The sequence below is a fragment of the Rhodoferax sp. BLA1 genome (assembly GCF_013416775.1).
GTDB lineage: Bacteria > Pseudomonadota > Gammaproteobacteria > Burkholderiales > Burkholderiaceae_C > Rhodoferax.
This window is the reverse complement of record NZ_SZVI01000001.1, coordinates 505,874-526,414: the sequence shown is the minus strand read 5'-3', so window position 1 is coordinate 526,414 and position 20,541 is coordinate 505,874. Positions and strand designations below refer to the sequence as shown.

General features: G+C 62.3%; 21 protein-coding genes. 7 read left to right on the top strand and 14 right to left on the bottom strand.

Features of this window, described 5'->3' with window-relative positions:
• Window positions 1-52: 52 nt before the first annotated feature.
• Window positions 53-913 (bottom strand): orotidine-5'-phosphate decarboxylase, encoded by an 861-nt coding sequence (pyrF, locus tag FDG13_RS02590; protein WP_180125225.1) that lies wholly within the window; start codon window positions 911-913, stop codon window positions 53-55.
• Between the two features lie 71 nt (window positions 914-984).
• Between pyrF and FDG13_RS02585 the strand changes: the two genes are divergently transcribed.
• Entirely contained in the window at window positions 985-1,935 is a 951-nt protein-coding gene (locus FDG13_RS02585; RefSeq protein ID WP_180125224.1) for a cation diffusion facilitator family transporter, read from the top strand.
• 14 nt (window positions 1,936-1,949) lie between these two features.
• Here the strand turns inward: FDG13_RS02585 and FDG13_RS02580 are convergent, their stop codons facing one another.
• From FDG13_RS02580 to FDG13_RS02565, 4 genes are read right to left on the bottom strand one after another with little or no spacing between them, the layout of a single operon-like run.
• The gene (locus FDG13_RS02580; protein ID WP_180125223.1) at window positions 1,950-2,945 is read right to left on the bottom strand and encodes a uracil-DNA glycosylase; all 996 of its coding nucleotides are present in this window, start codon (window positions 2,943-2,945) and stop codon (window positions 1,950-1,952) included.
• A 45-nt stretch (window positions 2,946-2,990) separates the two neighbouring features.
• Complete coding sequence (gene rimI, locus FDG13_RS02575) at window positions 2,991-3,470, bottom strand: ribosomal protein S18-alanine N-acetyltransferase (RefSeq protein ID WP_180125222.1); 480 nt, start codon at window positions 3,468-3,470, stop codon at window positions 2,991-2,993.
• Window positions 3,471-3,477: 7 nt separating this feature from the next.
• Window positions 3,478-4,176, bottom strand: coding sequence for a tRNA (adenosine(37)-N6)-threonylcarbamoyltransferase complex dimerization subunit type 1 TsaB (gene tsaB / locus FDG13_RS02570; RefSeq protein ID WP_180125221.1), 699 nt, complete (start codon window positions 4,174-4,176; stop codon window positions 3,478-3,480).
• 16 nt (window positions 4,177-4,192) lie between these two features.
• The gene (locus tag FDG13_RS02565; protein ID WP_180125220.1) at window positions 4,193-5,224 is read right to left on the bottom strand and encodes a DMT family transporter; all 1,032 of its coding nucleotides are present in this window, start codon (window positions 5,222-5,224) and stop codon (window positions 4,193-4,195) included.
• Between the two features lie 34 nt (window positions 5,225-5,258).
• On the opposite strand from FDG13_RS02565, the gene dacB reads away from it, so the two are divergent.
• Window positions 5,259-6,752 carry a D-alanyl-D-alanine carboxypeptidase/D-alanyl-D-alanine-endopeptidase gene (gene dacB, locus FDG13_RS02560; protein ID WP_180125219.1) on the top strand — a complete coding sequence of 498 codons (1,494 nt, stop codon included), beginning with the start codon at window positions 5,259-5,261 and terminating at the stop codon, window positions 6,750-6,752.
• 65 nt (window positions 6,753-6,817) lie between these two features.
• On the top strand, window positions 6,818-7,072 hold the full coding sequence (locus FDG13_RS02555) for a SemiSWEET transporter (RefSeq protein WP_078364624.1): 255 nt from the start codon (window positions 6,818-6,820) through the stop codon (window positions 7,070-7,072).
• Window positions 7,073-7,085: 13 nt separating this feature from the next.
• On the opposite strand, the gene FDG13_RS02550 is transcribed toward FDG13_RS02555, so the two are convergent.
• Genes FDG13_RS02550 through purE form a run of 3 tightly spaced genes read right to left on the bottom strand, consistent with a single transcriptional unit; the run spans window position 7,086 to window position 9,821 of the window.
• Window positions 7,086-8,096 (bottom strand): L-threonylcarbamoyladenylate synthase, encoded by a 1,011-nt coding sequence (locus tag FDG13_RS02550; protein ID WP_180125218.1) that lies wholly within the window; start codon window positions 8,094-8,096, stop codon window positions 7,086-7,088.
• Between the two features lie 28 nt (window positions 8,097-8,124).
• Window positions 8,125-9,330: a 5-(carboxyamino)imidazole ribonucleotide synthase gene (locus FDG13_RS02545; protein WP_180125217.1), complete on the bottom strand. Its 1,206-nt coding sequence runs from the start codon at window positions 9,328-9,330 to the stop codon at window positions 8,125-8,127.
• A complete protein-coding gene (gene purE / locus FDG13_RS02540; RefSeq protein WP_078364621.1) occupies window positions 9,327-9,821 on the bottom strand; it encodes a 5-(carboxyamino)imidazole ribonucleotide mutase in 495 nt (164 codons plus the stop codon). Before purE ends, FDG13_RS02545 begins: the two co-directional genes overlap by 4 nt.
• Before the next feature lie 49 nt (window positions 9,822-9,870).
• Between purE and trxA the strand changes: the two genes are divergently transcribed.
• Complete coding sequence (gene trxA / locus FDG13_RS02535) at window positions 9,871-10,827, top strand: thioredoxin (protein ID WP_180125216.1); 957 nt, start codon at window positions 9,871-9,873, stop codon at window positions 10,825-10,827.
• A 161-nt stretch (window positions 10,828-10,988) separates the two neighbouring features.
• Entirely contained in the window at window positions 10,989-11,450 is a 462-nt protein-coding gene (locus tag FDG13_RS02530) for a PAS domain-containing protein (protein WP_180125215.1), read from the top strand.
• Window positions 11,451-11,498: 48 nt separating this feature from the next.
• Here FDG13_RS02530 and FDG13_RS02525 read toward each other — a convergent pair whose 3' ends face one another.
• Window positions 11,499-11,894, bottom strand: a complete 396-nt coding sequence (locus FDG13_RS02525; protein ID WP_078364618.1) for a ribbon-helix-helix domain-containing protein — start codon at window positions 11,892-11,894, stop codon at window positions 11,499-11,501.
• A gap of 135 nt (window positions 11,895-12,029) precedes the next feature.
• A complete protein-coding gene (locus FDG13_RS02520) occupies window positions 12,030-12,611 on the bottom strand; it encodes a DJ-1/PfpI family protein (RefSeq protein ID WP_180125214.1) in 582 nt (193 codons plus the stop codon).
• A gap of 160 nt (window positions 12,612-12,771) precedes the next feature.
• On the opposite strand from FDG13_RS02520, the gene FDG13_RS02515 reads away from it, so the two are divergent.
• Window positions 12,772-13,542: a threonine/serine exporter ThrE family protein gene (locus tag FDG13_RS02515; RefSeq protein WP_180125213.1), complete on the top strand. Its 771-nt coding sequence runs from the start codon at window positions 12,772-12,774 to the stop codon at window positions 13,540-13,542.
• Between the two features lie 3 nt (window positions 13,543-13,545).
• Window positions 13,546-14,052, top strand: coding sequence for a threonine/serine exporter family protein (locus FDG13_RS02510; RefSeq protein ID WP_180125212.1), 507 nt, complete (start codon window positions 13,546-13,548; stop codon window positions 14,050-14,052).
• Window positions 14,053-14,140: 88 nt separating this feature from the next.
• On the opposite strand, the gene FDG13_RS02505 is transcribed toward FDG13_RS02510, so the two are convergent.
• From FDG13_RS02505 to FDG13_RS02490, 4 genes are all read right to left on the bottom strand, one after another.
• Complete coding sequence (locus tag FDG13_RS02505; protein WP_180125211.1) at window positions 14,141-15,061, bottom strand: phosphoribosylaminoimidazolesuccinocarboxamide synthase; 921 nt, start codon at window positions 15,059-15,061, stop codon at window positions 14,141-14,143.
• Between the two features lie 487 nt (window positions 15,062-15,548).
• The gene (gene fba / locus FDG13_RS02500) at window positions 15,549-16,613 is read right to left on the bottom strand and encodes a class II fructose-bisphosphate aldolase (RefSeq protein ID WP_180125210.1); all 1,065 of its coding nucleotides are present in this window, start codon (window positions 16,611-16,613) and stop codon (window positions 15,549-15,551) included.
• Window positions 16,614-16,815: 202 nt separating this feature from the next.
• Entirely contained in the window at window positions 16,816-17,895 is a 1,080-nt protein-coding gene (fbaA, locus tag FDG13_RS02495) for a class II fructose-bisphosphate aldolase (RefSeq protein WP_180125209.1), read from the bottom strand.
• 456 nt (window positions 17,896-18,351) lie between these two features.
• The gene (locus FDG13_RS02490) at window positions 18,352-20,247 is read right to left on the bottom strand and encodes a phosphoenolpyruvate carboxykinase (GTP) (RefSeq protein WP_180125208.1); all 1,896 of its coding nucleotides are present in this window, start codon (window positions 20,245-20,247) and stop codon (window positions 18,352-18,354) included.
• Between the last annotated feature and the right edge of the window lie 294 nt (window positions 20,248-20,541).

Here is a 20,541-nt window from a genome sequence, read left to right as displayed (position 1 = left end):
TTTGGCCTCTAGCCCTTTTCCCAAAAGGGCTGATAGCTATAAATGCAAGAGCTTATGCGGCTTGGCAAGCGGCCCGCAACACATCGCGGGTTTTTAATGCCTCGGCCCGCGCCGCCGCTGCAAAGTCGCCGCCAGCGCTGGCATACAAAATCGCCCGTGAGGAGTTGACGATGATCGGCCCGGTGGTCTGTGCCGTGCCGTCTGCGGCCCGTTGGTTGCGCCAGCCCGCCTTGACCGTGGCCAGTGCATCCCCACCCTGTGCCCCCACCCCCGGAATCAGCAGCGGCAGGCTCGGTGCCAGCGCCCGCACCCGCTCAATTTCTGCCGGGTAGGTGGCGCCCACCACCAGACCGAGCTGGCCGTTGATGTTCCAGTGGCCTTGCGCCAGCCGCGCAATGTGTTCATACAGCAGCGGCTGCCCCGGCACACTGGCCAGGCGCTGGTTCTGGAAATCGTCGCCACCGGGGTTGGAGGTGCGGCACAACAAAAATGCGCCCTTGCCGTGGTACTTCAGATACGGCTGTACCGAATCCAAACCCATGAAAGGCGACAGCGTGACGGCGTCGGCGCCGTAACGCTCAAAAGCCTCGATCGCGTATTGCTCGGCGGTGCTGCCGATGTCACCACGCTTGGCGTCCAGAATGATCGGCACCTGCGGCGCGGTGCGGCGCATGTGTTGAATCAGCTGCTCCAGCTGGGCTTCGGCCCGGTGGGCGGCAAAGTAGGCAATTTGGGGTTTGAAGGCAATCACCAGATCGGCGGTGGCGTCGACGATGGCGGCGCAAAAGTCGTAGATCTTGCTGGCATCGTTTTTGAGGTGCGCCGGAAACCGCGCCGGGTCCGGGTCCAGACCGACACACAGCAGAGATTGGTTCTGGCGCTCTGCCGCGCCCAGTTGGTCAAGGAAGTTCATGCCCGACATTGTAAGAATGCCTTGGCCACAAAGCGCCTAAACTGCCCCTCGTTTCGCCCCCTTGGTGCCCCATGCAACACGACCCGATTTCCGACCCCCAGGACCTTCCCCAGTACAACAACGCCGAGCGTGCGCGTGCGGCCTCGCGCAGCACCTGGGTCAGTGTTGGGGTCAATCTGGTGTTGAGCACACTGCAGATCGTGGCCGGGGTGCTGAGCAAATCGCAGGCCTTGGTGGCCGACGGCCTGCACTCGCTCTCAGACTTGGTGGCCGACTTCGTGGTGCTGTTTGCCAACCACCACAGCCAGAAAGCGGCCGATGCCGACCACCCTTATGGCCACCAACGCTTCGAGAACGCTGCCTCCCTGGTGCTGGGCTTGCTGCTGTTGGTGGTGGGGCTGGGCATGTTGTGGTCGGCGGCCAGCAAGTTGCAAAACCCAGAGTTGATTGCCACGGTGCACATCGGCGCACTGTGGGTGGCGCTGGGTGCACTCACAGCCAAGGAGCTGCTGTTTCGTTACATGTTGCTGGTGGCCAAAAAGGTCAAAAGCAGCATGCTGGTGGCCAATGCCTGGCACGCCCGATCTGATGCGGCGTCCTCGCTGGTGGTGGGCGTGGGCATCATCGGCAACCTGGCCGGTTACCCGATTTTTGACCCGATTGCGGCGGCGCTGGTGGGTTTCATGGTGACGCGCATGGGCTGGAGTTTTGGCTGGACCGCCTTGCACGACCTGATGGACCGCGCGGTGGACGACGCCGAGCTGCAGGCCATCCGCCAGACCCTGCAGCAAACCCCCGGTGTGAGTGGTGTGCACGACATCCGCACCCGCATGATGGGCGACATGATTGTGGTGGACGCGCATCTGGAGGTGCTGGCCACCCTGACGGTGGAGCAGGCGCACGACATCACCGTGGCCGCGCAGCAGCGCGTGATGCAGCACCACCGCGTGTTGCACCTGCTGACCCACGTCGACCCCTACCATCGCCCGGACCTGGACCACACCCAGGCACCCGGCGCCTGAGGCGGTTTGACCCCTCAGCGGCTTGGGGCTTGTGCCACCTCGGCCGCCAGGCACAAATCTTCCCAGGCGCGGGCTTTGTCCAGCGGGTTACGCAGCAGGTAGGCGGGTGGGTAGGTCACCACCACTGGCACACCCTGGTAATGCCAGACCTGACCGCGCAACTTGCCCAGTGGCAGTTTGAGGCCTTGCGGGTGGTCCTGGCTCAGCAGCACCTGCATCGCCAGCCGACCCATGGCCAAAATCACCTTGGGCTGCACCAGCGCGATTTCGCGGCGCAGGTAATGCGCGCAGTCGGCCAGCGCCTGCGCGTCGGGCGTGGTGGGCACCACCGGGCGGCATTTGAGCACCAGGCTCAGGTAGGCGGTCTGGGCCGGGTTGTTCTCTTCGGCTAGGCCTGTTTGGTGGCGTTGCACCCCCACCGCCTTGAGCATGTTGTCGAGTAACAGGCCCGCGTCGTCCACAAAGGGTTCGCCAGCGCGCTCCTGCGCGTCGTCAGGTGGTTCACCGAGCACCAGCCAGTCGGCCCGCAGGCTGTCTGGCGGGGCGGCCAGCACCGGGCCACGTCGGCCCAGGCACATGGCGCAGGCCTGACAGGCCGTCACCGTGGCCTGCAACGTGGGCCAGTCCATGGTCTCGATGCCTGGTGGCAGCGGGGTCAGCGCGGTGGGGGCTGGGCCGCTCGGGGCCTGGCGCGCTCGGGTGGGGGGTGTTGGCCGCTGATCTGCTGGGTGCTCGGGCGCTGCGGGTGGCGCCGTCGCGGCAGGCGGCGCAGACCGGGCGCTGCTCGGCTGTGGTGCCGCAGCTTGTGAGTGAAATTGGCCTCCAGCCCTTTCACTGTCTGGGCTGGGTGCCACATTTTCCAGATCGTGGTGGCGGTCGCTGTCGGCCTGTAAATCGGCTGCGGCCGCCTGGGCCAACACCTCATCGGGGGCCGTGTTGTCGGGCCACCAGACGTGCACCCCCATCTCGGCCAGCATGGCGCGTTGGCGGGTATCAAGGTCAAGGCTCATGGGCTGATTTTCACCGACTGGGCCGACTGGGCTGTGGCCCGACCCTCATGGCGTGTTGTCGAGTTTGAGGCTCATCACCAGCGCGTCTTCGCGCTGGCCGAGTTCCGCCGGGTAATACTGCTTGCGCAGGCCCACATAACGAAAGCCGTGCGCCTTGTAAACCTGCACCGCGCGGGTGTTGCTGGCGCGCGCCTCCAGCCAGACCCATTGCAGGCCCTGGCCTCGCGCCCACAACACCAGCGCGTCGAGCATCACCTTGGCCCAGCCCTGGCGCTGGTGGCCGGGCGCCACCGCCAGGTTGAGCAAGTGCACCTCTTCAAAACCTTGCATGGCGACAAAGTAGCCCAGCAGGGTGTCGCCCGCCAGCAGCAGCTGCGCCTGGTAACCCCCGGCCAGACAGTCGGCAAAGTGGCGCCGCTGCCAGGGGTGGCTGTAGGCCTGCTGCTCGAGCGCCAACACCGCGTCGAGGTCGGCCTCACGCATGGGCTCAAAGCGCACTTCCACAGGCTGCAGTTGGGCGTTCATGGCGGGTTCAGGTCGCAGATTTGGCGGCCGCGCGTTCCAACGTGGTCTGCGCCACCTTGTCGCGGATGTAGGTGGGCAGCGCCTGTGCCGCCGGCACCGCGCCGCCAGCGGCCAGCAAGGCTGGCGCCAGACGCAGCATGGCCGTTGCGGTGGGCAAGGCCAGCAGGCGCAGACCGGGGCCATCGGGCAGGCGCGCACCATAGGCGGCAAACCCATTGCCCACCAGCACACCCACGCCGTCCCAGTCCAGGCTCTCAGGCTTGATCAGGCTACAGCCCTTGATCTGTCGCCATACATCACTCTCAAAGATGTAGCTGGCGGTGTACAGCTCGTCCATGCGTGCGTCGAGCAGGCTGGTGACCACCAAGCCGCTTGCGCCAGACAGCTGCCAACGCGCTTCTTCGGCCACGGCCAGCAGCGTGTCCACCGGCAGCACCGGCACATCCGCCCCAAAAGCCAGGCCCTGCGCCACCGAACAGGCGGTTCGCAGCCCGGTGAACGAGCCCGGTCCGGCACCAAACACAATCGCGTCGAGTTGGTCAAAAGACAGCTCGGCCTGCGCCAGCAGCTTTTGGATTTCGGGAATCAGGTGCGTGGAGCTGTGGGCGCCACCGACTGCGCTGTGATGCCAGGGCGTGACCACACCAGCGCGCTGCACAGCGATCGACATCTGTTCGGTACTGGTGTCCAGGGCCAAGAGGTTCATGTGTCTATCCATCCAATCAGCCGCCAGCCCCTTTGGATACTGGCTTGACAGCTATGTTTTTAGAGGGGTTTGGCGCTGCCGCGCGCACCCCAAACAAAATGCCACCGGTCACCAGCAGCAGACCTGCAGCCAGGTTCCAGTGCAGCGGTTCACCCAGCAGCAGCACCGCGCTCAGGGCTGAGAGGCCCGGCACCAGGGCGGTGATCATGGTCGAGCGCACCGGGCCAAAGTGGCGGATCATCTGGGTGAAGGTCACCCCCGAGATCACCACCGAGCCCCAGCCCTGAAACGCCGCCTGAAACAGCAGGTCGCGCCAGGGCGCATGGAACAGCTGCGACTTGACCACCCCGGTCAAGGCCATCGCGGTGTACATCGGCAAATAGGCCACACAGGCAAAAGTGGTGATGGCGATGGTGGCGCGCACCGCGTCGAGCCGGTAGTGGCGCGCCAGCACGCTGTAACAGGCCCAGCACATGGCCGCTGTCATGAACAGCAGGTCACCGATCCAGACCGAGCCACCTTCAAACACCTGCAGCAGGCTCAGGCCACCCACCAGCAGGTCACCGAGCACAATCAGCGCCAGACCCGCAGCGCGTGCTGACGTGATCCGGTCAGACAGCAGCCACATTGCCAGCAAGGCCGTCCACAGCGGCAGGCTGCCCGGCATCAGCACCGAGGCGTGTACCGCCGGTGCATAGACAAAGGCGCTGTAGGCCAGCAAGGCGTAGAGCAGGCCGCCAAAAAAGCCGGTCTTGATGGTGATGTGGCCCGGCAAGGGCGAGATGCGCAGCCAGTTTGAGCCACGGATGCCACGGACACGGTCCTGGTGCACCAGCCAGGCCCCCAGGGGCAGCAGGATCAGGCTGGCGCCCACAATGCGGCAGTAGGCGATGTCAAACGGGGTCAGCAGGCCACCGCGCGCCGGGTCGTTCGAGGCACGGGCAATCACAATGAACGAGGTCCAGATCAGCACCGTGATCACAGCCGCAGCGATGCCCACCGTGCGGGGGGGGAAACGGGCCAGAAGAGGGTGGGGGACATCGGTCATGAGCGGCATTATCCGTGGCCCGGATAATCCGGCCATGACCCGATCACCCTCACGTCGATGCCACCAACTGGCCCACTGTTTGTTACCCCTCTGGCTTGGTCTCAGCGCGCTGGCCGCTGGCGCCCAGGCGTTGCCCGAGCCGATCAGCAGCGCCCTGGCGCGTGCCCAGTTGCCGTTGGACGCCATCAGCCTGCTGGTGGTGGATGCCAACGGCCTCTCGGCGCCACGCCTGAGCCACCGGGCCGAGGTGCTGGTCAACCCGGCCTCGGTCATGAAACTGGTGACCACCACGGCCGCGCTGGACCTGCTCGGCCCGGCCTTCACTTGGCGCACCCCGGTCTGGCTGGACGGCCCGGTGGTCAACGGTGTGCTCAAGGGCAACCTGGTGATCGCTGGCCAGGGTGACCCGGCGCTGACGCTCGAAAAACTCTGGCTGCTGCTGCGCCGGGTGCAAGGCCTGGGGGTGCAGCGGATTGCGGGTGACATCGTGCTCGACCGCAGCGCTTTTGCCCCACCCACCAGCCAGCCGGGTGATTTTGACGGGGAGCCGCTGCGCCCCTACAACGCCAGCCCCGAGGCGCTGCTGATCAACTTCAAGTCCATCCTGATGACCTTCACCCCCGACCCGGCCAACCGGGTGGCGCGGGTGCAGATCGACCCGCCGCTGGCCGGGGTGCAGATGCCCACCAGCGTGCCGCTGCTCAGCAGTGCCAGCGCAGACGGCTGCGGAGACTACCGTGGTGGGCTGCAAGCGGATTTTTCTGACCCGGCCCGCATCCGTTTGGCGGGCGGTTACCCGATGGGCTGTGGTGAAAAACTTTGGCCGGTGGCCTACATCGACCCACCCAGCTACGCCGCCCGTGCGATCGAAGGCCTTTGGCGCAACCAGGGTGGCAAGCTCGATGGCCGTGTGCTGGATGGCCGCGCCCCGGCCACCAGCCCGAGTTTTTGGGTGAGTTCACCCACCCTGGCCGAGGTGATCCGCGACATCAACAAGTTCAGCAACAACGTGATGGCGCAGCAGCTGTTTTTGACACTGGCACGCCAGGCTGACGCAAGCAGCCCGGCCAGCTTTGAGGCCGCGCGTGAGGTGCTGCGGGGCTGGTGGCAGCGCCGCATTGCGCTGTCTGGCACGGCCACCCAGGCGCTCGCGGTGCCGCAAATCGAGAACGGCGCCGGTCTGTCGCGCCAGGCACGCATCAGCGCTGCCGCTCTGGGCCGGATGCTGCAGGTGGCTTACCTGTCGCCCTACATGCCCGAGCTGATGGCCTCGCTGCCGCTGGTGGGCTTGGACGGCACCCTCAAACGCAGCCGTGCGGCCCTGGCCAGTGCCCACCTCAAAACCGGCAGCCTGCGTGATGTGCAGGCGGTGGCCGGGTATGTGCATGGCATCAACGGCCGCCATCTGACGCTGGTGGCCATCGTCAACCACCCCAATGCGGCCGCCGCACGGCCAGTGTTGGAGGCGGTGGTGGACTGGGCGGCGGCTGAGGCCAGCACGTCCGGCAACACCACCTTGGGACGTTGAGCAGAGCCGACACAAATGGACACATGCTTGACCGACAATCGGGTTTTCCCTTAAACCCCATTCCCATGACTTTGATTGACATCATTGGCTCGGTCGCCGCCACGCTGACCACCATCAGTTTTTTACCCCAGGCCTGGCACACCTTCCGCACCAAAGATGTCAGCGGCATCTCGCTGGGCATGTACTGCGTGTTCACCACCGGTGTGGCGTGCTGGCTGGTCTATGGCCTGCTGATGGACGCTTGGCCGATCGTGATCTCCAATGCCATCACGGTGTCGTTGGCCGCGATGATCCTGGGGATGAAACTGCGTTACCGCTGAGCGCCGCTGGCGCTCAATACGCGGCGCGCTGCAGCCGGTCGCGCACACCGTCCCACTCGGGCGTGGTCGGTGGGGTCTGCACCCAGATCTGAGACACCCCCTGGGCATCCAGCGCACGCAGCGTGGCAAACAGCTGCTGGGCCGCCTGCGCCGCATCAGCGGGCATGGCCTGCCACAGGCAGCGGGTATCATACAAGGCCAGCGGTTTGTGGGACCAGATGCCCAGCACCGGGCCAGTCGCAGAACTCGCCTCACCCAGCATCAAGGGGGCGCCTTGGTCCATCGCCGCCGCATCCATCAGGCGTACCCGGGCGCGGGGTGCATAGTGCGACTCCAGGGTGCCAGAGGCCTTGGGTGCTTGTGTATCAAGGGTTGATAGCTCTTCTTTTTGAAGCACTTTGAGGCCGCAAACCGTCTGTACCTGTTCCGGCGTGATGGCGCCCGGGCGCAGCAGCACCGGCTGGCCCCGGCTGCAGTCGATGATGGTGGACTCGATGCCCACGCTGCAGGCGCCACCGTCCAGAATCAGCAGCTCCTCCCCAAACTCACCCGCTACATGGGCAGCGGTGGTGGGGCTGACGCGGCCAAACTTGTTGGCGCTCGGCGCGGCCACACCCCACACCCCTTGTGTCGCGCAGGCTTGCAACAGCGCTTGCGCCACCGGGTGTGACGGGCAACGCAGGCCCACGGTGGGGTTGCCACCGGCGGCGGCCTGGGCCACACCGGGTTGGCGCGGCAGGATCAGGGTCAGCGGGCCGGGCCAGAAGGCCGCCATGAGTCTGTGCGCGAAGTCGGGCATGTCTGCCGCGTAATGGGCTGTCGCCGCTGCATCCGCGACATGCACGATCAGCGGGTGGTCAGCCGGGCGGCCTTTGGCGACAAAAATCTGTGCCACGGCGGCGTCGTTGTCGGCGTCGGCTGCCAGCCCATAGACCGTCTCGGTAGGCAAGCCCAACAACCTGCCAGCCCTGATGCTGTCTGCTGCTTCTGCTATAGATGGCGCGTTGTTGCCGGGCAGGATCACAGGCGCCCCCTTGTCCTCTGGAGTCGCTTCAAAATGCCTCGATCCCCAGCAGGCGGGCGGCCTCCAAGGCCACCGCATTGGCCTCAGCCGCCGTTGCAGCGGTCACGGTCAGGTGGCCCATCTTGCGCCCGGGTTTGGCCTGCAACTTGCCGTACAGGTGCAAATGCACCCCGGGCAAGGCCAGCACCGCGTCCCAGGGCGGGATGCATCCATCCACCCACAGGTCCCCGAGCAGGTTGAGCATCACAGCGGCGCTGTGGTGGCGCGGCTGCACCAGCGGCAGACCGGCCAGGGTGCGCACCTGCAGGTCAAACTGCGACTGGTCACAAGCGTCGAGCGTGTAGTGGCCACTGTTGTGCGGGCGCGGTGCCATCTCGTTGACCACCAGGCCACCGAGTGCGGTCGACTCGGGTGAACCCTCGGCCAGCACAAAAAACTCGACACACAACACACCGACGTAGTTCAGCTCATCAGCTATTTTTTTGGTAGCTGCTACCGCTTTATCAACAAGGGCTGGTGGCAGATTTTCTTCATAAGCCTGGGTCACCGCCAGAATGCCCTGGCGGTGCAGGTTGCGCTGCGGCGCAAAGTGGACACAAGCGCCATCCCAGCCACGCGCCACAATCACCGAACACTCGTCGGCCAGCGGCAGCATCTGCTCGAGCACACAGGGTACTTGTTTGAGGGCGTCCCAGGCGCTGGCCAACTCGGCCCGGCTGCTCACGCGCAGCTGGCCCTTGCCGTCGTAACCCAGGCGGGCGGTTTTCAAAATACCGGGCAGCAGGGTGTCAGCCACCGTCGCCAGGTCGGCCGCGTTTTCGATCACCGCATAAGGCGCCACCGGCACCCCGCTGCGTGCCAAGTGGGCTTTTTCCTGGATGCGGTCCTGCGCAATCGCCACCGCCTCGGCGTTTGGCGCGGTGGGCCGGGTCGCGGCCAGGGTGGCCAGGGCGGCGGCGGGCACGTTCTCGAACTCGGTGGTGACGGCCGCACAGTGTTGCACCAGCTTTGCCAGGCCCTGCGCGTCCAGGTAATCCCGCTGGATGTGCTGGTGGCTCACCAGCCCGGCCGGGCTGCTGGTGTCGGGGTCGAGCACCACAGTGAAGTAGCCCATGCTCTGCGCCGCGTGCACAAACATGCGCCCGAGCTGGCCACCCCCCATCACCCCCAGGGTGGCGGGTTGTCCGTCGTCACTCCAGCCGGTGCTGCCCGGCAAACAATGGGGCTGGCTCATGGTGTGGGCGGCAGCGTCATGTCGCGCGCCGTCTGGGTTTGTTCGGCGCGGAAATCCTCCAGCCGGGCGCGCAGCACGATGTCGTTGTTGGCCAGCATGGCCACCGCAAACAGCGCCGCATTGGCCGCGCCTGCGGCGCCGATGGCAAAGGTGGCCACCGGGATGCCCTTGGGCATCTGCACGATGCTGTGCAAGGAGTCCACCCCGCTGAGGTGTTTGGAGGCCACCGGCACACCGAGCACCGGCACCGTGGTTTTGGCCGCCAGCATGCCCGGCAGGTGCGCCGCACCACCGGCTCCGGCGATGATGGCTTTGAGGCCACGGCCCACCGCGTCTTGCGCGTAGGCAAACATGTCATCAGGCATCCTGTGGGCAGACACCACACGGTACTCGTGTGGCACACCGAACTGTTGGAGAATATGGACTGCGTGTTGCATGGTGTCCCAATCCGAGCTGGAACCCATGAGCACACCGATTTGGATGTTTTTCATCCCCGAATTTTACGTTTGACCCCGTTCAACCCCCAAGCCCCCCACCGCCATGATTGACATTACCCTGCAAAACTTCGAAACCGAGGTGATTGCCGCCTCCATGACCCAGCCGATCCTGATCGACTTCTGGGCGCCCTGGTGCGGCCCGTGCAAGACCATGGGGCCGGCGCTGGAGCAGCTTGAAGAGGACTACCAGGGCCGCTTCACCCTGGCCAAGATCAACGCCGACGACGAGCAGCAACTGGCCGGTGCCTTTGGCATCCGCAGCATCCCGACCTGCATCCTGATGTCGGGCGGCAAACCGGTGGATGGTTTCACCGGTGCACAAACGCCGGCCCAGATCAAGGCCTTTCTGGACAAACACCTGCCCAGCGAGGCAGAAGAAATTGGCGAGGCCGAGGCCGACGAAGCCATGGCGTTGCTGGAGTCGGGCGACGCCCAGGCCGCGCTCGAAAAGCTGGGTGATGCGCTGGCCGCTGACCCCGGCAACGACGACACCCGCTACGACTATGTGCGCCTGCTGATCCAGCTCGGTGGCCACGAGGAGGCCGAGGCCGCGCTGGCGCCCAAGCTGGCCGAGATCCCGCGCAAGCTGCGTTTTGAGGCGTTGTCACAGTGGCTTAATGCCATCAAATTCATAGCTACCAGCCCATATGCAATGTGGGACGAGGCGCAATTTGACGAGCGGATTGCTGCCAACAAGCGTGACTTTGACATCCGTTTTGCCAAAGCCCGCTTGTTGATGGCGGTGGGTGAATGGACTGCTGCCATGGACGAGCTGCTGGAAATCATCATGCGTGACAAGAAGTGGGCTGACGAGGCCCCGCGCAAGGCCATGGTGGCGATCCTGGAATTGCTCACCCCGCCCAAACCCAAAACCGCGGCACCGGTGCCGGGCAAAACCACCCCCAGCATCGAGGTGCTGGGCAAGGTGGCAGCCCCCGAGGACCCGCAGGCTGCCCTGGTCTCGACCTACCGCCGACGGCTGAGCATGATGCTCAATTGACGTGTAGCGGGTGGTGGCTTGCGGTAGTCACCCACCCGCCATCCGCGCTGCCGATTCACCAGCGCGTCAATGTGCCAGGGTCCATTCCCCGACGTCAGGTGGCGGACATATTCAGTCGATAGAATGATTCTGGGTTGATCAACCCGTGAAGGGTATCTGTCGTGAACGATCCTTTATCTGATGTCAACAAGCCGCCTGCGGCGGACAAGCACCCAGACCCCAAGGTCTTGCTGCGCGCCGCGCTGGATGCCTTGCCGGACAACGCGGTGGTGCTGGACGCACAGGGCGTCATCGTCATGACCAACATCGCCTGGCGGCAATACGCCATGGCTTACAGCAGCCAGTCCGGGCTACCCGCCTCCGATTCCGACCTGGGTGCCAACTACCTTGAGGTGGCTTTGCGCGGCCACAGCCCTGAGGACAGCGCCAGCCGCGCTGTGCAGGGTATTCGTGACGTGTTATCGGGGCGCATGGAAGCCTTCTGTATGACCTACCCCTGCCACACCCCTGGCGCCCAAATCTGGTTCACCATGACGGTGACACCTTTGGAATGGGATGGCGACACCGGCGTGCTGATCACCCACACCGACACCACCCCGCGCCACCGACTCGCACCGCGTTGACCGGCTGGGCCATCTGGCCACCGGGCAGGCGTCTCGTTTTGAACGAGTTCAGGCGGCCCGCACCTGGGCAGCGCTGGCGGGCACGGCGGCCAGCATGGCCATCGGCCAGTGTTCGGTGGCCAATACCCGCTGCGCGTTCAGGCTGGCAATCGGAATCGACACGTCGCTCGGGATGCCGCCCGAGAGTTGCAGCGCCAGGTAACGCCCGCAACACACCCGCAGAAATGACGCAAAGTTATCCACCTGACCGCGCGCCTCGATCAGCTCGTCATAGAGTTTGGTGCACAGCTGCGGCACACCCAAACCATCACGCCGGGCGATGGTATCCAACACATTCCAGAACAGGTTTTCGAGGCGGATGCTGGTGGCCACGCCGTGCAGGCGCACCGAGCGTGCGCGACTTTGGTACAGATGCGGATCAGCGCTGACAAAGACCTGGCACATGGGCGACTCCGAGAGGTGGTGGCACGGGCCAGCATGCCGACCGTGTGGGAGGGCGTCAATCCGGGCAAACCAGGGGCCGTCCCGGCAGGTTGTGTGTTGATCCTCCACCACCCACCGCCACCCTCTGATGTCGTTTTACGGTGTGACCTGGGTGCCCAGCAGGGCCAGGAACTGCGCCATCCAGGCCGGGTGGGCGGGCCAGGCCGGGGCGCTGACCAGGTTGCCTTCGGTAAATGCGCCGTCGATGGCAATGTCGGCATAGGTGCCGCCAGCCCGTTCCACCTCGTAACGGCAGGCCGGGTAGGCCGAGCAGCTGCGCCCTTTGAGCACGTCTGCCCCGGCCAGCAGCTGGGCACCGTGGCAGATCGCGGCCACCGGTTTGTTGGTTGTGAAAAAGTGCTGCACCAAAGCCACCACCGCCGGGTAGGTGCGCAGGTACTCGGGGCCACGGCCACCGGGGATCACCAGCGCGTCGTAGTCTTGTGCCTGGATGTCGGCAAACGTGGCATTCAGGCTGAAGTTGTGGCCCGGCTTTTCGCTGTAGGTCTGCGCACCTTCAAAGTCGTGGATGGCAGTTTTGATCTGATCACCCGCCTTTTTGTCGGGGCACACCGCATGCACCGTGTGGCCCACGGTCAGCAGCACCTGGAACGGCACCATGGTTTCGTAGTCTTCGCAGTAGTCACCACAGATCATCAGTATCTTTTTGGCTGCCATGTTTGTCTCCTGTTGGTTGATTGGCTCGTGCATTGTTGGGTGGGCTGCTGCGCTTGTGGTGGTAGCGGGTTGTGACAGCCGCGTCTGTCTTGTGGGGTGCGGCTCACCCGGCACGTAAAATGCATCGCTTTCTTCAACCAGCAGCCACTTGTACCCACCCATGCCCACAAGCCACCGATCCGACTACGATGAACTGGGCGAACTGTTGCTGGACATTGGTGTGATGCTGATGATCTCGGGCGCCAATACCGAGCGCATCAAGATCACCGTGGAGCGCATCGCCAACGCCTTTGCCTGTGTGCCTGATCTGCTGATCACCAACCACGCGCTCATGCTGACCCTGACCTACCCGGACAGCAACAAGGTGTTCACCAGCGTCAAGTGGATGCCCGGCATGCACCTGAATTTCAACCTGATCTCCGACATCAGCACCATGAGCTGGCAGATCGTGCTGGAAAAGTGGTCGGTGGCGCGGATTGCCGAGGAGCTCAAAGTGCTCAACCGCAAACCGCTGTACCCCAGGTACCTGGTGCTGCTGTTGGTGGCGCTGGCCGGTGCCTCGTTCTGTCGGCTGTTTGGCGGCAACCTGACCGAAATGCTGGCGGTGTTTGTGGCCTCGTTTTGTGGCCTGTATGTGCGCCAGGAGGCGATCAAGCTCAAGTTCAATTTTTACGTCTCGATCTTTTTCGCTGCGGCCACCGCCGCGCTGGTGGCCGGTGCCTATTTCCACTTTCACCCTGACGAGGTCTACAGCCACGCGTTTTCTACCTCGGTGTTGTTCCTGATTCCGGGTGTGCCGATGATCCATGCGATTTCTGACCTGATGGATGGCCACACCCTCAACGGCATCGTGCGTGGTGTCAATGTGATGATCATGGCGTTTGCCATTGCCCTGGGGCTGACGGTTGCCCTGCTGGCCTACAAGTTCTGAGCCATGAATACCTTGTTGTTTCTCGAAAAAGGCATCTGGTTGGGTTGTGCCGCCATCGGTTTTGCGGTCTTGTTCAATGTGCCTCGGCGCACGCTGGGCACCATTTTTGTGATCGCCGCTCTGGGCGGGCTGCTCAAAATCGGCCTGGTGCAGCAGGGCACGGTGGCGGCCCTGGCCACCTTGGCCGGTGCGGCGCTGATTGGCCTGCTCAGTGTGCTGGCGGCGCACCAGCGCAAGGCGCCGCCGATGATTTTTGCGATTCCGGCGGTGATCCCGATGATTCCCGGCTTTTTTGCCTACCAGGCCATGGTGGGCATGATTGAGTTAACGGTTGAAAAAGACCCGGTGCTCTACAGCAAGATCTTTTTTGCCACGGTCAACAACGGTTTGTCGGCCTTTTTTGTGATGCTGGCGCTGTCGGTGGGGGTGGCCATCCCGATGCTGATCTCACGCAAACAGACCATCAAACGTCTGCAGCCCGACGAAAATCTGGAAGTAGAGATGGAATAAGGGCTTGTTCTTGACAAGCACTTTGCCTCAAAAAATGTAGCTGTCAGCCCAATCGGTATCAGGGCTAGAGGCTGATTTCACGTATCACTCAGCTGGTCAACCGGGTCAGCGCTTCCTGGTATTTGGCCGAGGTTTTGTCGATGACCTCACGTGGCAGATGCGGCGCTGGCGGTGTTTTGCTCCAGAGTCGGCCACCCACCTGGGCGGTTTCCAGCCAGTCGCGCAAAAACTGTTTGTCGTAGCTGGGCGGGTTGATCCCCTCCACATAACTCTCGGCTGGCCAGTAACGGGATGAGTCGGGCGTCAGCACCTCGTCCATCAGCACCAAGGTGCCGTCCTTGTCCAGGCCAAATTCAAACTTGGTATCGGCAATGATGATGCCCTTGGTGGCAGCGATCTCGCTGGCGGCTTTGTAGATGGCGATGCTGATGTCGCGGATGCGTGTGGCCAGGTCGGCACCAATCATCTCGACGGTTTTCTCAAAGGTGATGTTTTCATCATGCTCACCCATCTCGGCTTTGGCCGCGGGGGTGTAGATGGGTTCGGGCAATTTGCTGGCGTTTTTCAGGCCTGCGGGCAGTGGCACACCACAGACCGACTGGCTTGCCTGGTATTCCTTCCAGCCGCTGCCAGCCAGGTAACCACGCACCACGGCCTCAACCGGAATCGGTTTGAGGCGTTTGACCAACATCGAGCGGCCAGTGACCTGGGGCACTTCGGCGGGTGTGACGACACTTTCGGGCGCCTCACCGGTAAGGTGGATCGGGCACAGGTTCAGCCCCTTGGGGCCGAGTTTGTCAAACCAGAACAGCGCCATCTGGGTCAGCAACACACCTTTGCCAGGAATCGGTTGGCCCATGATCACGTCAAAGGCACTGATGCGGTCGCTGGCCACCATCAGGATGCGGTCGTCCCCCACCGCGTAGTTGTCGCGCACCTTGCCGCGAGCCAGCAGGGTCAGCGAGGTCAGGGAAGAGGTGTGAACGGTGGTTTCAGCAGAGGTGGTCATAACGTGGGCATCAGTCAAAAGAGTCAATCAGGCCAGGGGTCGAGTTTAGGTTCAATGGGTCGATTTTCTACGCTGGTGACTGTGATTGATCGGCTTGGATGAGGTCTTTGACGCTGTCTGCCTGTGGTGACGGCGGATGGGCCATTGGGGCCCGCCTCAGACGCGCTGCGCTTTGCGACATCGGCGTACCCCAATGGCCCACCCACCGTTGGATGCATGCCAGCTCACCGGCCTTCTTTTCCCGATGACATCATCCGCCGCAGGCCATGCCGGGCCAGGCAGTGGGCCGATGTCGCAAAGCGCAGCGCGTCTGAGGCCTGCTGCCTGGCCAGGTATGGCCGACCACACACGTTGGCGCGGCACGGAATGGTATTTTGAGTTGACAAACTTCATAGCTATAACCCCTTCATTTAAAAGGGCCAGAGGCATATTTTCTATATAAACAAGCCACCCGCAGGTGGCTTGTTCGCACAGCGCTGGGGTCGACTCAGTTGACCACTTGCGCCAGCTCGCCACGTGCGTATTTGGCGGCCACCACCGTCAGGTTGTCGCCTTTGATCTTGGCGGCCTGTCCTTCACAACCGAATTCCAGGTAACGCTGTTTGCACAGCTGTTTGGCGGCTTCGCGGGCCGGTTTGAGCCAGTCGCGGGCGTCGAACTTGTCGGGGTTCTCAAACAGGAACTGGCGCACCGCGGCGGTCATGGCCAGGCGGATGTCGGTGTCGATGTTGATCTTGCGCACGCCGTACCGGATGGCTTTCTGGATCTCTGCCACCGGCACGCCATAGGTTTCCTTCATCTTGCCGCCGTACTGGTTGATGGTGGCCAGGTAGGCCTGCGGCACGCTGCTGGAGCCATGCATCACCAGGTGGGTGTTGGGCAGGCGCGCGTGGATTTCCATCACGCGGTCGATCGCGAGAATGTCACCGGTGGGCTGGCGGCTGAACTTGTAGGCGCCGTGGCTGGTGCCAATCGCAATCGCCAGCGCGTCGAGCTGGGTGCGTTTGACAAACTCGGCAGCTTGTTCGGGGTTGGTCAGCATCTGCTCGCGCGTCATGGTGGCGTCGGTGCCGTGGCCGTCTTCCTTGTCACCCTTCATGGTTTCCAGGCTGCCCAGGCAACCGAGTTCACCCTCCACCGTCACACCCACGGCGTGGGCCATGTCGACCACCTTGCGGGTGACCTCCACGTTGTATTCAAAACTGGCGATGGTTTTGCCGTCGCCCTCGAGGCTGCCGTCCATCATCACCGAGCTGAAACCCAGGTTGATCGCGCCCTGGCAGACGCCGGGGTTCTGGCCATGGTCCTGGTGCATGACCAGCGGAATGTGCGGGTAACTTTCGATGGCTGCCTGGATCAGGTGTTTGATAAAGGGTTCACCCGCGTATTTGCGGGCACCGGCGCTGGCTTGCAGAATCACCGGGGCGCCCACCTCGTCGGCAGCGGACATCACCGCCTGGACTTGCTCCAGGTTGTTCACATTAAACGCCGGAATGCCGTAGCCGTTGACCGCCGCGTGGTCCAACAATTCGCGCATAGAAACAAGTGCCATCGTGATGTCCTTGGTGAGGGTTTTGACAAATGTGTATTTTGAAATACAAAAGCAAACAAAACCCTTACGGCAAACCCTAAGCCAGGCCTTGGCGTGGCGGTTTCCGGCAAAGACCTTGGCCAAAAAGACATCTTCCCCACATCGTGGCCATAAAAAAAGGGCCGATGTTTCCATCGGCCCTTTTTGACACGGTTGGCCTGTTTTACAGGGTGTTCACCGCATTGAGTTCTTTGAAGGCCTGTTCCAGTCGGCCGATCATGCCAAGCTGGCCAGCACGTTGCCAGACGCGTGGGTCATAGAACTTCTTGTTGGGCTTGTCATCACCGTCGGGATTGCCGATCTGGCCTTGCAGGTAACCTTCGTTCTTTTTGTAGAAGTTCATCACACCTTCCCAGGTCGCCCATTGGGTGTCGGTGTCGATGTTCATCTTGACCACGCCGTAGCTGATAGCTTCCTTGATCTCGTCAGCGCTGGAACCCGAGCCACCGTGGAACACAAAGTCCAGCGTGTTGGGCGCGACCTTGTATTTCTCGGACACGTACTTTTGCGAGTTGTCCAGGATCTTGGGTGTGAGCTTGACGTTGCCCGGCTTGTAGACACCGTGCACATTGCCAAACGAGGCGGCAATGGTGAAACGGGGGCTGATCTTGCTCAGCTCTTCATAAGCGTAGGCCACATCTTCGGGCTGGGTGTAGAGCAGGGAGTGGTCCAGACCGCTGTTGTCGACACCGTCTTCTTCACCGCCGGTCACGCCCAGTTCAATCTCCAGCGTCATGCCCATCTTGGCCATGCGGGCCAGGTATTTGCCGCAGATTTCGATGTTTTCTTTGAGGGGTTCTTCCGACAGATCCAGCATGTGGGAGCTGAACAGGGGTTTGCCGGTTTCCGCAAAGTGTTTTTCACCAGCGTCGAGCAGACCGTCAATCCAGGGCAGCAGCTTTTTGGCGGCATGGTCGGTGTGCAAAATCACTGGCACACCGTAGGCCTGCGCCATCAGGTGCACGTGTTTGGCACCAGAAATACCACCCAAAATGGCCGCTTGCTGGCCGTCGAGCTTCAAGCCTTTACCGGCCACAAACCCCGCACCACCATTGGAGAACTGGATCACCACCGGGGCCTTGACCTTGGCTGCCGCTTCCAGCACCGCGTTGACGGAGTCGGTGCTGATGACGTTCACGGCGGGCATCGCAAACTTGTTGGCTTTGCAAATGGCGAAGATTTTTTGCACATCGTCACCCGACACCACGCCAGGTTGAACCACGTCGAGAATTTTTTGAGACATTGACGATCCTTTTCAGTTAGTTGAGTTGAGGAAGAAAAAACCGGGGCCATGCTGACACGGTCAACCCCAGCAAGTCGCGCGTCTCTGGACGACCCGGTGCGGCGCAGGGCCGTCTGGCTGAGGTAAAACAGTGTGTAGCGGTCATTTTGGGCAAATTTGACAAGGGCAACAACGGGTTGGCATCTGCTCAGCACCAACCCGCTCCACATGATTTCCAGCAAGTCACGTATCAAAAAATCTGCACTTGCGCGCTGATTGTCGCGCTCCGGCCAAGGCAAAGCTTAACCAACATCAAACAATAATGTAATCGTTTTCATGAATGCCCCTGATTCAGGGTGTAGCGCTCAGAGACAGCTTGTTGGCATCGGCCAGATCTGGTCCTTGGCACTGCGTCACCAACAAAAAAGCCACCTCGCGGTGGCTTTGTGACGGCTGACCCCAGGTCACCCTGGGTTATCAGGCGGCCAGTTCGGCCTCGATACGCGCCTTGGTGTCGGTCAAGGCCTTGGGCAGGTGGTAAGCCAGTTTGGCAAAGAGTTCGTTGTGCAAGGCCATCTCGTCTTTCCAGGCGGCCTTGTCGATGCTGGTGACGGTCTTGAACTGCGCTTCAGAGAAGTCCAGGCCTTTCCAGTTGATTGCCGCGTAGGTCGGTGTGAGGCCGAAGAAGTACTCTTCCCCTGCGGGTGCCGTTCCGTCCAGACGGTCCAGAATCCACTTGAGCACACGCATGTTCTCACCGTAACCGGGCCAGGCAAACTTGCCATCCGCATCCTTTCGGAACCAGTTGGTGGTGTAGATCTTGGGCAGCTTGACACCTTTGGCTTCGAGTTCGGCACCCAGGGTCAACCAGTGTTGGAAGTAGTCACTCATGTTGTAGCCCGTGAACGGCAACATGGCAAACGGGTCACGCCGCACCACACCGGCCTGGCCCACAGCGGCAGCCGTGGTTTCCGAACCCATGGTGGCGGCCATGTAGACACCGTCGACCCAGCTGCGGGCTTCGGTCACCAGTGGCACCGTGTTGGCACGGCGACCGCCGAACATGAAGGCGTCGATCGGCACCCCGGCCGGGTTGTCCCATTCGGTATCGAGCGCCGGGTTGTTGGTGGCTGACACGGTGAAACGCGAGTTCGGGTGCGCTGCCTTGGCACCGGTGGCTTTGGCGATTTCGGGTGTCCAGTCGTTGCCTTTCCAGTCGATCAAATGCGATGGCAGGGCCTTACCGGGGGTGTCGTATTCCAGACCTTCCCACCAGACATCCCCATCATCGGTCAGGGCGACGTTGGTGTAGATCACGTTTTTGTCCAGGCACAACATGCAGTTCGGGTTGGTCAACATGTTGGTACCCGGCGCCACACCGAAGTAGCCTGCTTCAGGATTGATCGCGTAGAGTTTGCCGTCCGCACCGGGTTTGATCCAGGCGATGTCGTCCCCCACGGTGGTGATCTTCCAGCCTTCAAAACCGGCAGGTGGCACCAGCATGGCAAAGTTGGTCTTGCCACAGGCGCTCGGGAACGCCGCCGCCACATAGTGTTTTTTGCCTTCGGGGTTGGTGGCGCCCAGAATCATCATGTGTTCGGCCAGCCAGCCTTCGTCACGCGCCATGTTGGAGGCGATGCGCAGCGCAAAACACTTTTTGCCGAGCAGCGCATTGCCACCGTAACCCGAGCCAAAGCTCCAGATTTCACGGGTTTCGGGGTAGTGCACGATGTATTTGTTGGTGTTACACGGCCAGGTCACATCTTTTTGACCAGGTGTCAAAGGCGCACCCACGCTGTGGACACAGGGGACGAACTCACCGTCGGCACCCAGCACGTCATAAACGGCCTTGCCCATGCGCGTCATGATCTTCATGTTGACCGCCACATAAGCGCTGTCGGAGAGTTCGATGCCGATGTGCGCAATCGGGCTGCCCAGCGGCCCCATGCTGAACGGGATCACATACATGGTGCGGCCTTGCATACAACCTTCAAACAGGGCTTTGGTGCCGTCGGCCTGGCCGGTCTGCAGCAGCGCACGCATTTCGGCCGGGGCCATCCAGTTGTTGGTGGGGCCGGCGTTTTCCTTCTTGTCGGAGCAGATGAAGGTGCGGTCTTCAACCCGGGCCACGTCGCTGGGGTCGCTGCAGGCCAGAAAGCTGTTGGGCCGTTTGACCGGGTTGAGCTTCTTGAAAGTGCCTGCGTCCACCAGCAGCTGGCACAGGCGGGTGTATTCCTCTTCCGAGCCATCACACCAGTACACGGCGTCGGGGCGGGTCAGGGCGGCGATCTCTGCCACCCAGGAAATCAGACCTTGGTTGCGCACATAAGCGGGAGCCTTGTGGGATAAGTCATGCTGCGTTTCGGCGTTCATTGAACCTCCTGGTAAAACCGTTTCATTGCATCAAACGCTACTGATTTTGAGCGTTTCACCTTACCTGAAACTGTTCAAACGCAAGAAAACCGATTTTTGTTAACTGCATTTGACAAAAATATTGTTCAGCAGCTTGGCGCGGGCTTCAACGCGGACTAGGCGCTGCCACAGAGCTTGCTCGCATGGCGCGGACGACACCAGTAGGTGCGGGCATCCGCCTGACCCCGCAGGTCTGAAATTGCAGGTTTTTTAGGGCTCTAGCCCTTACAAATCATGGGTATGTTGCTATTTACT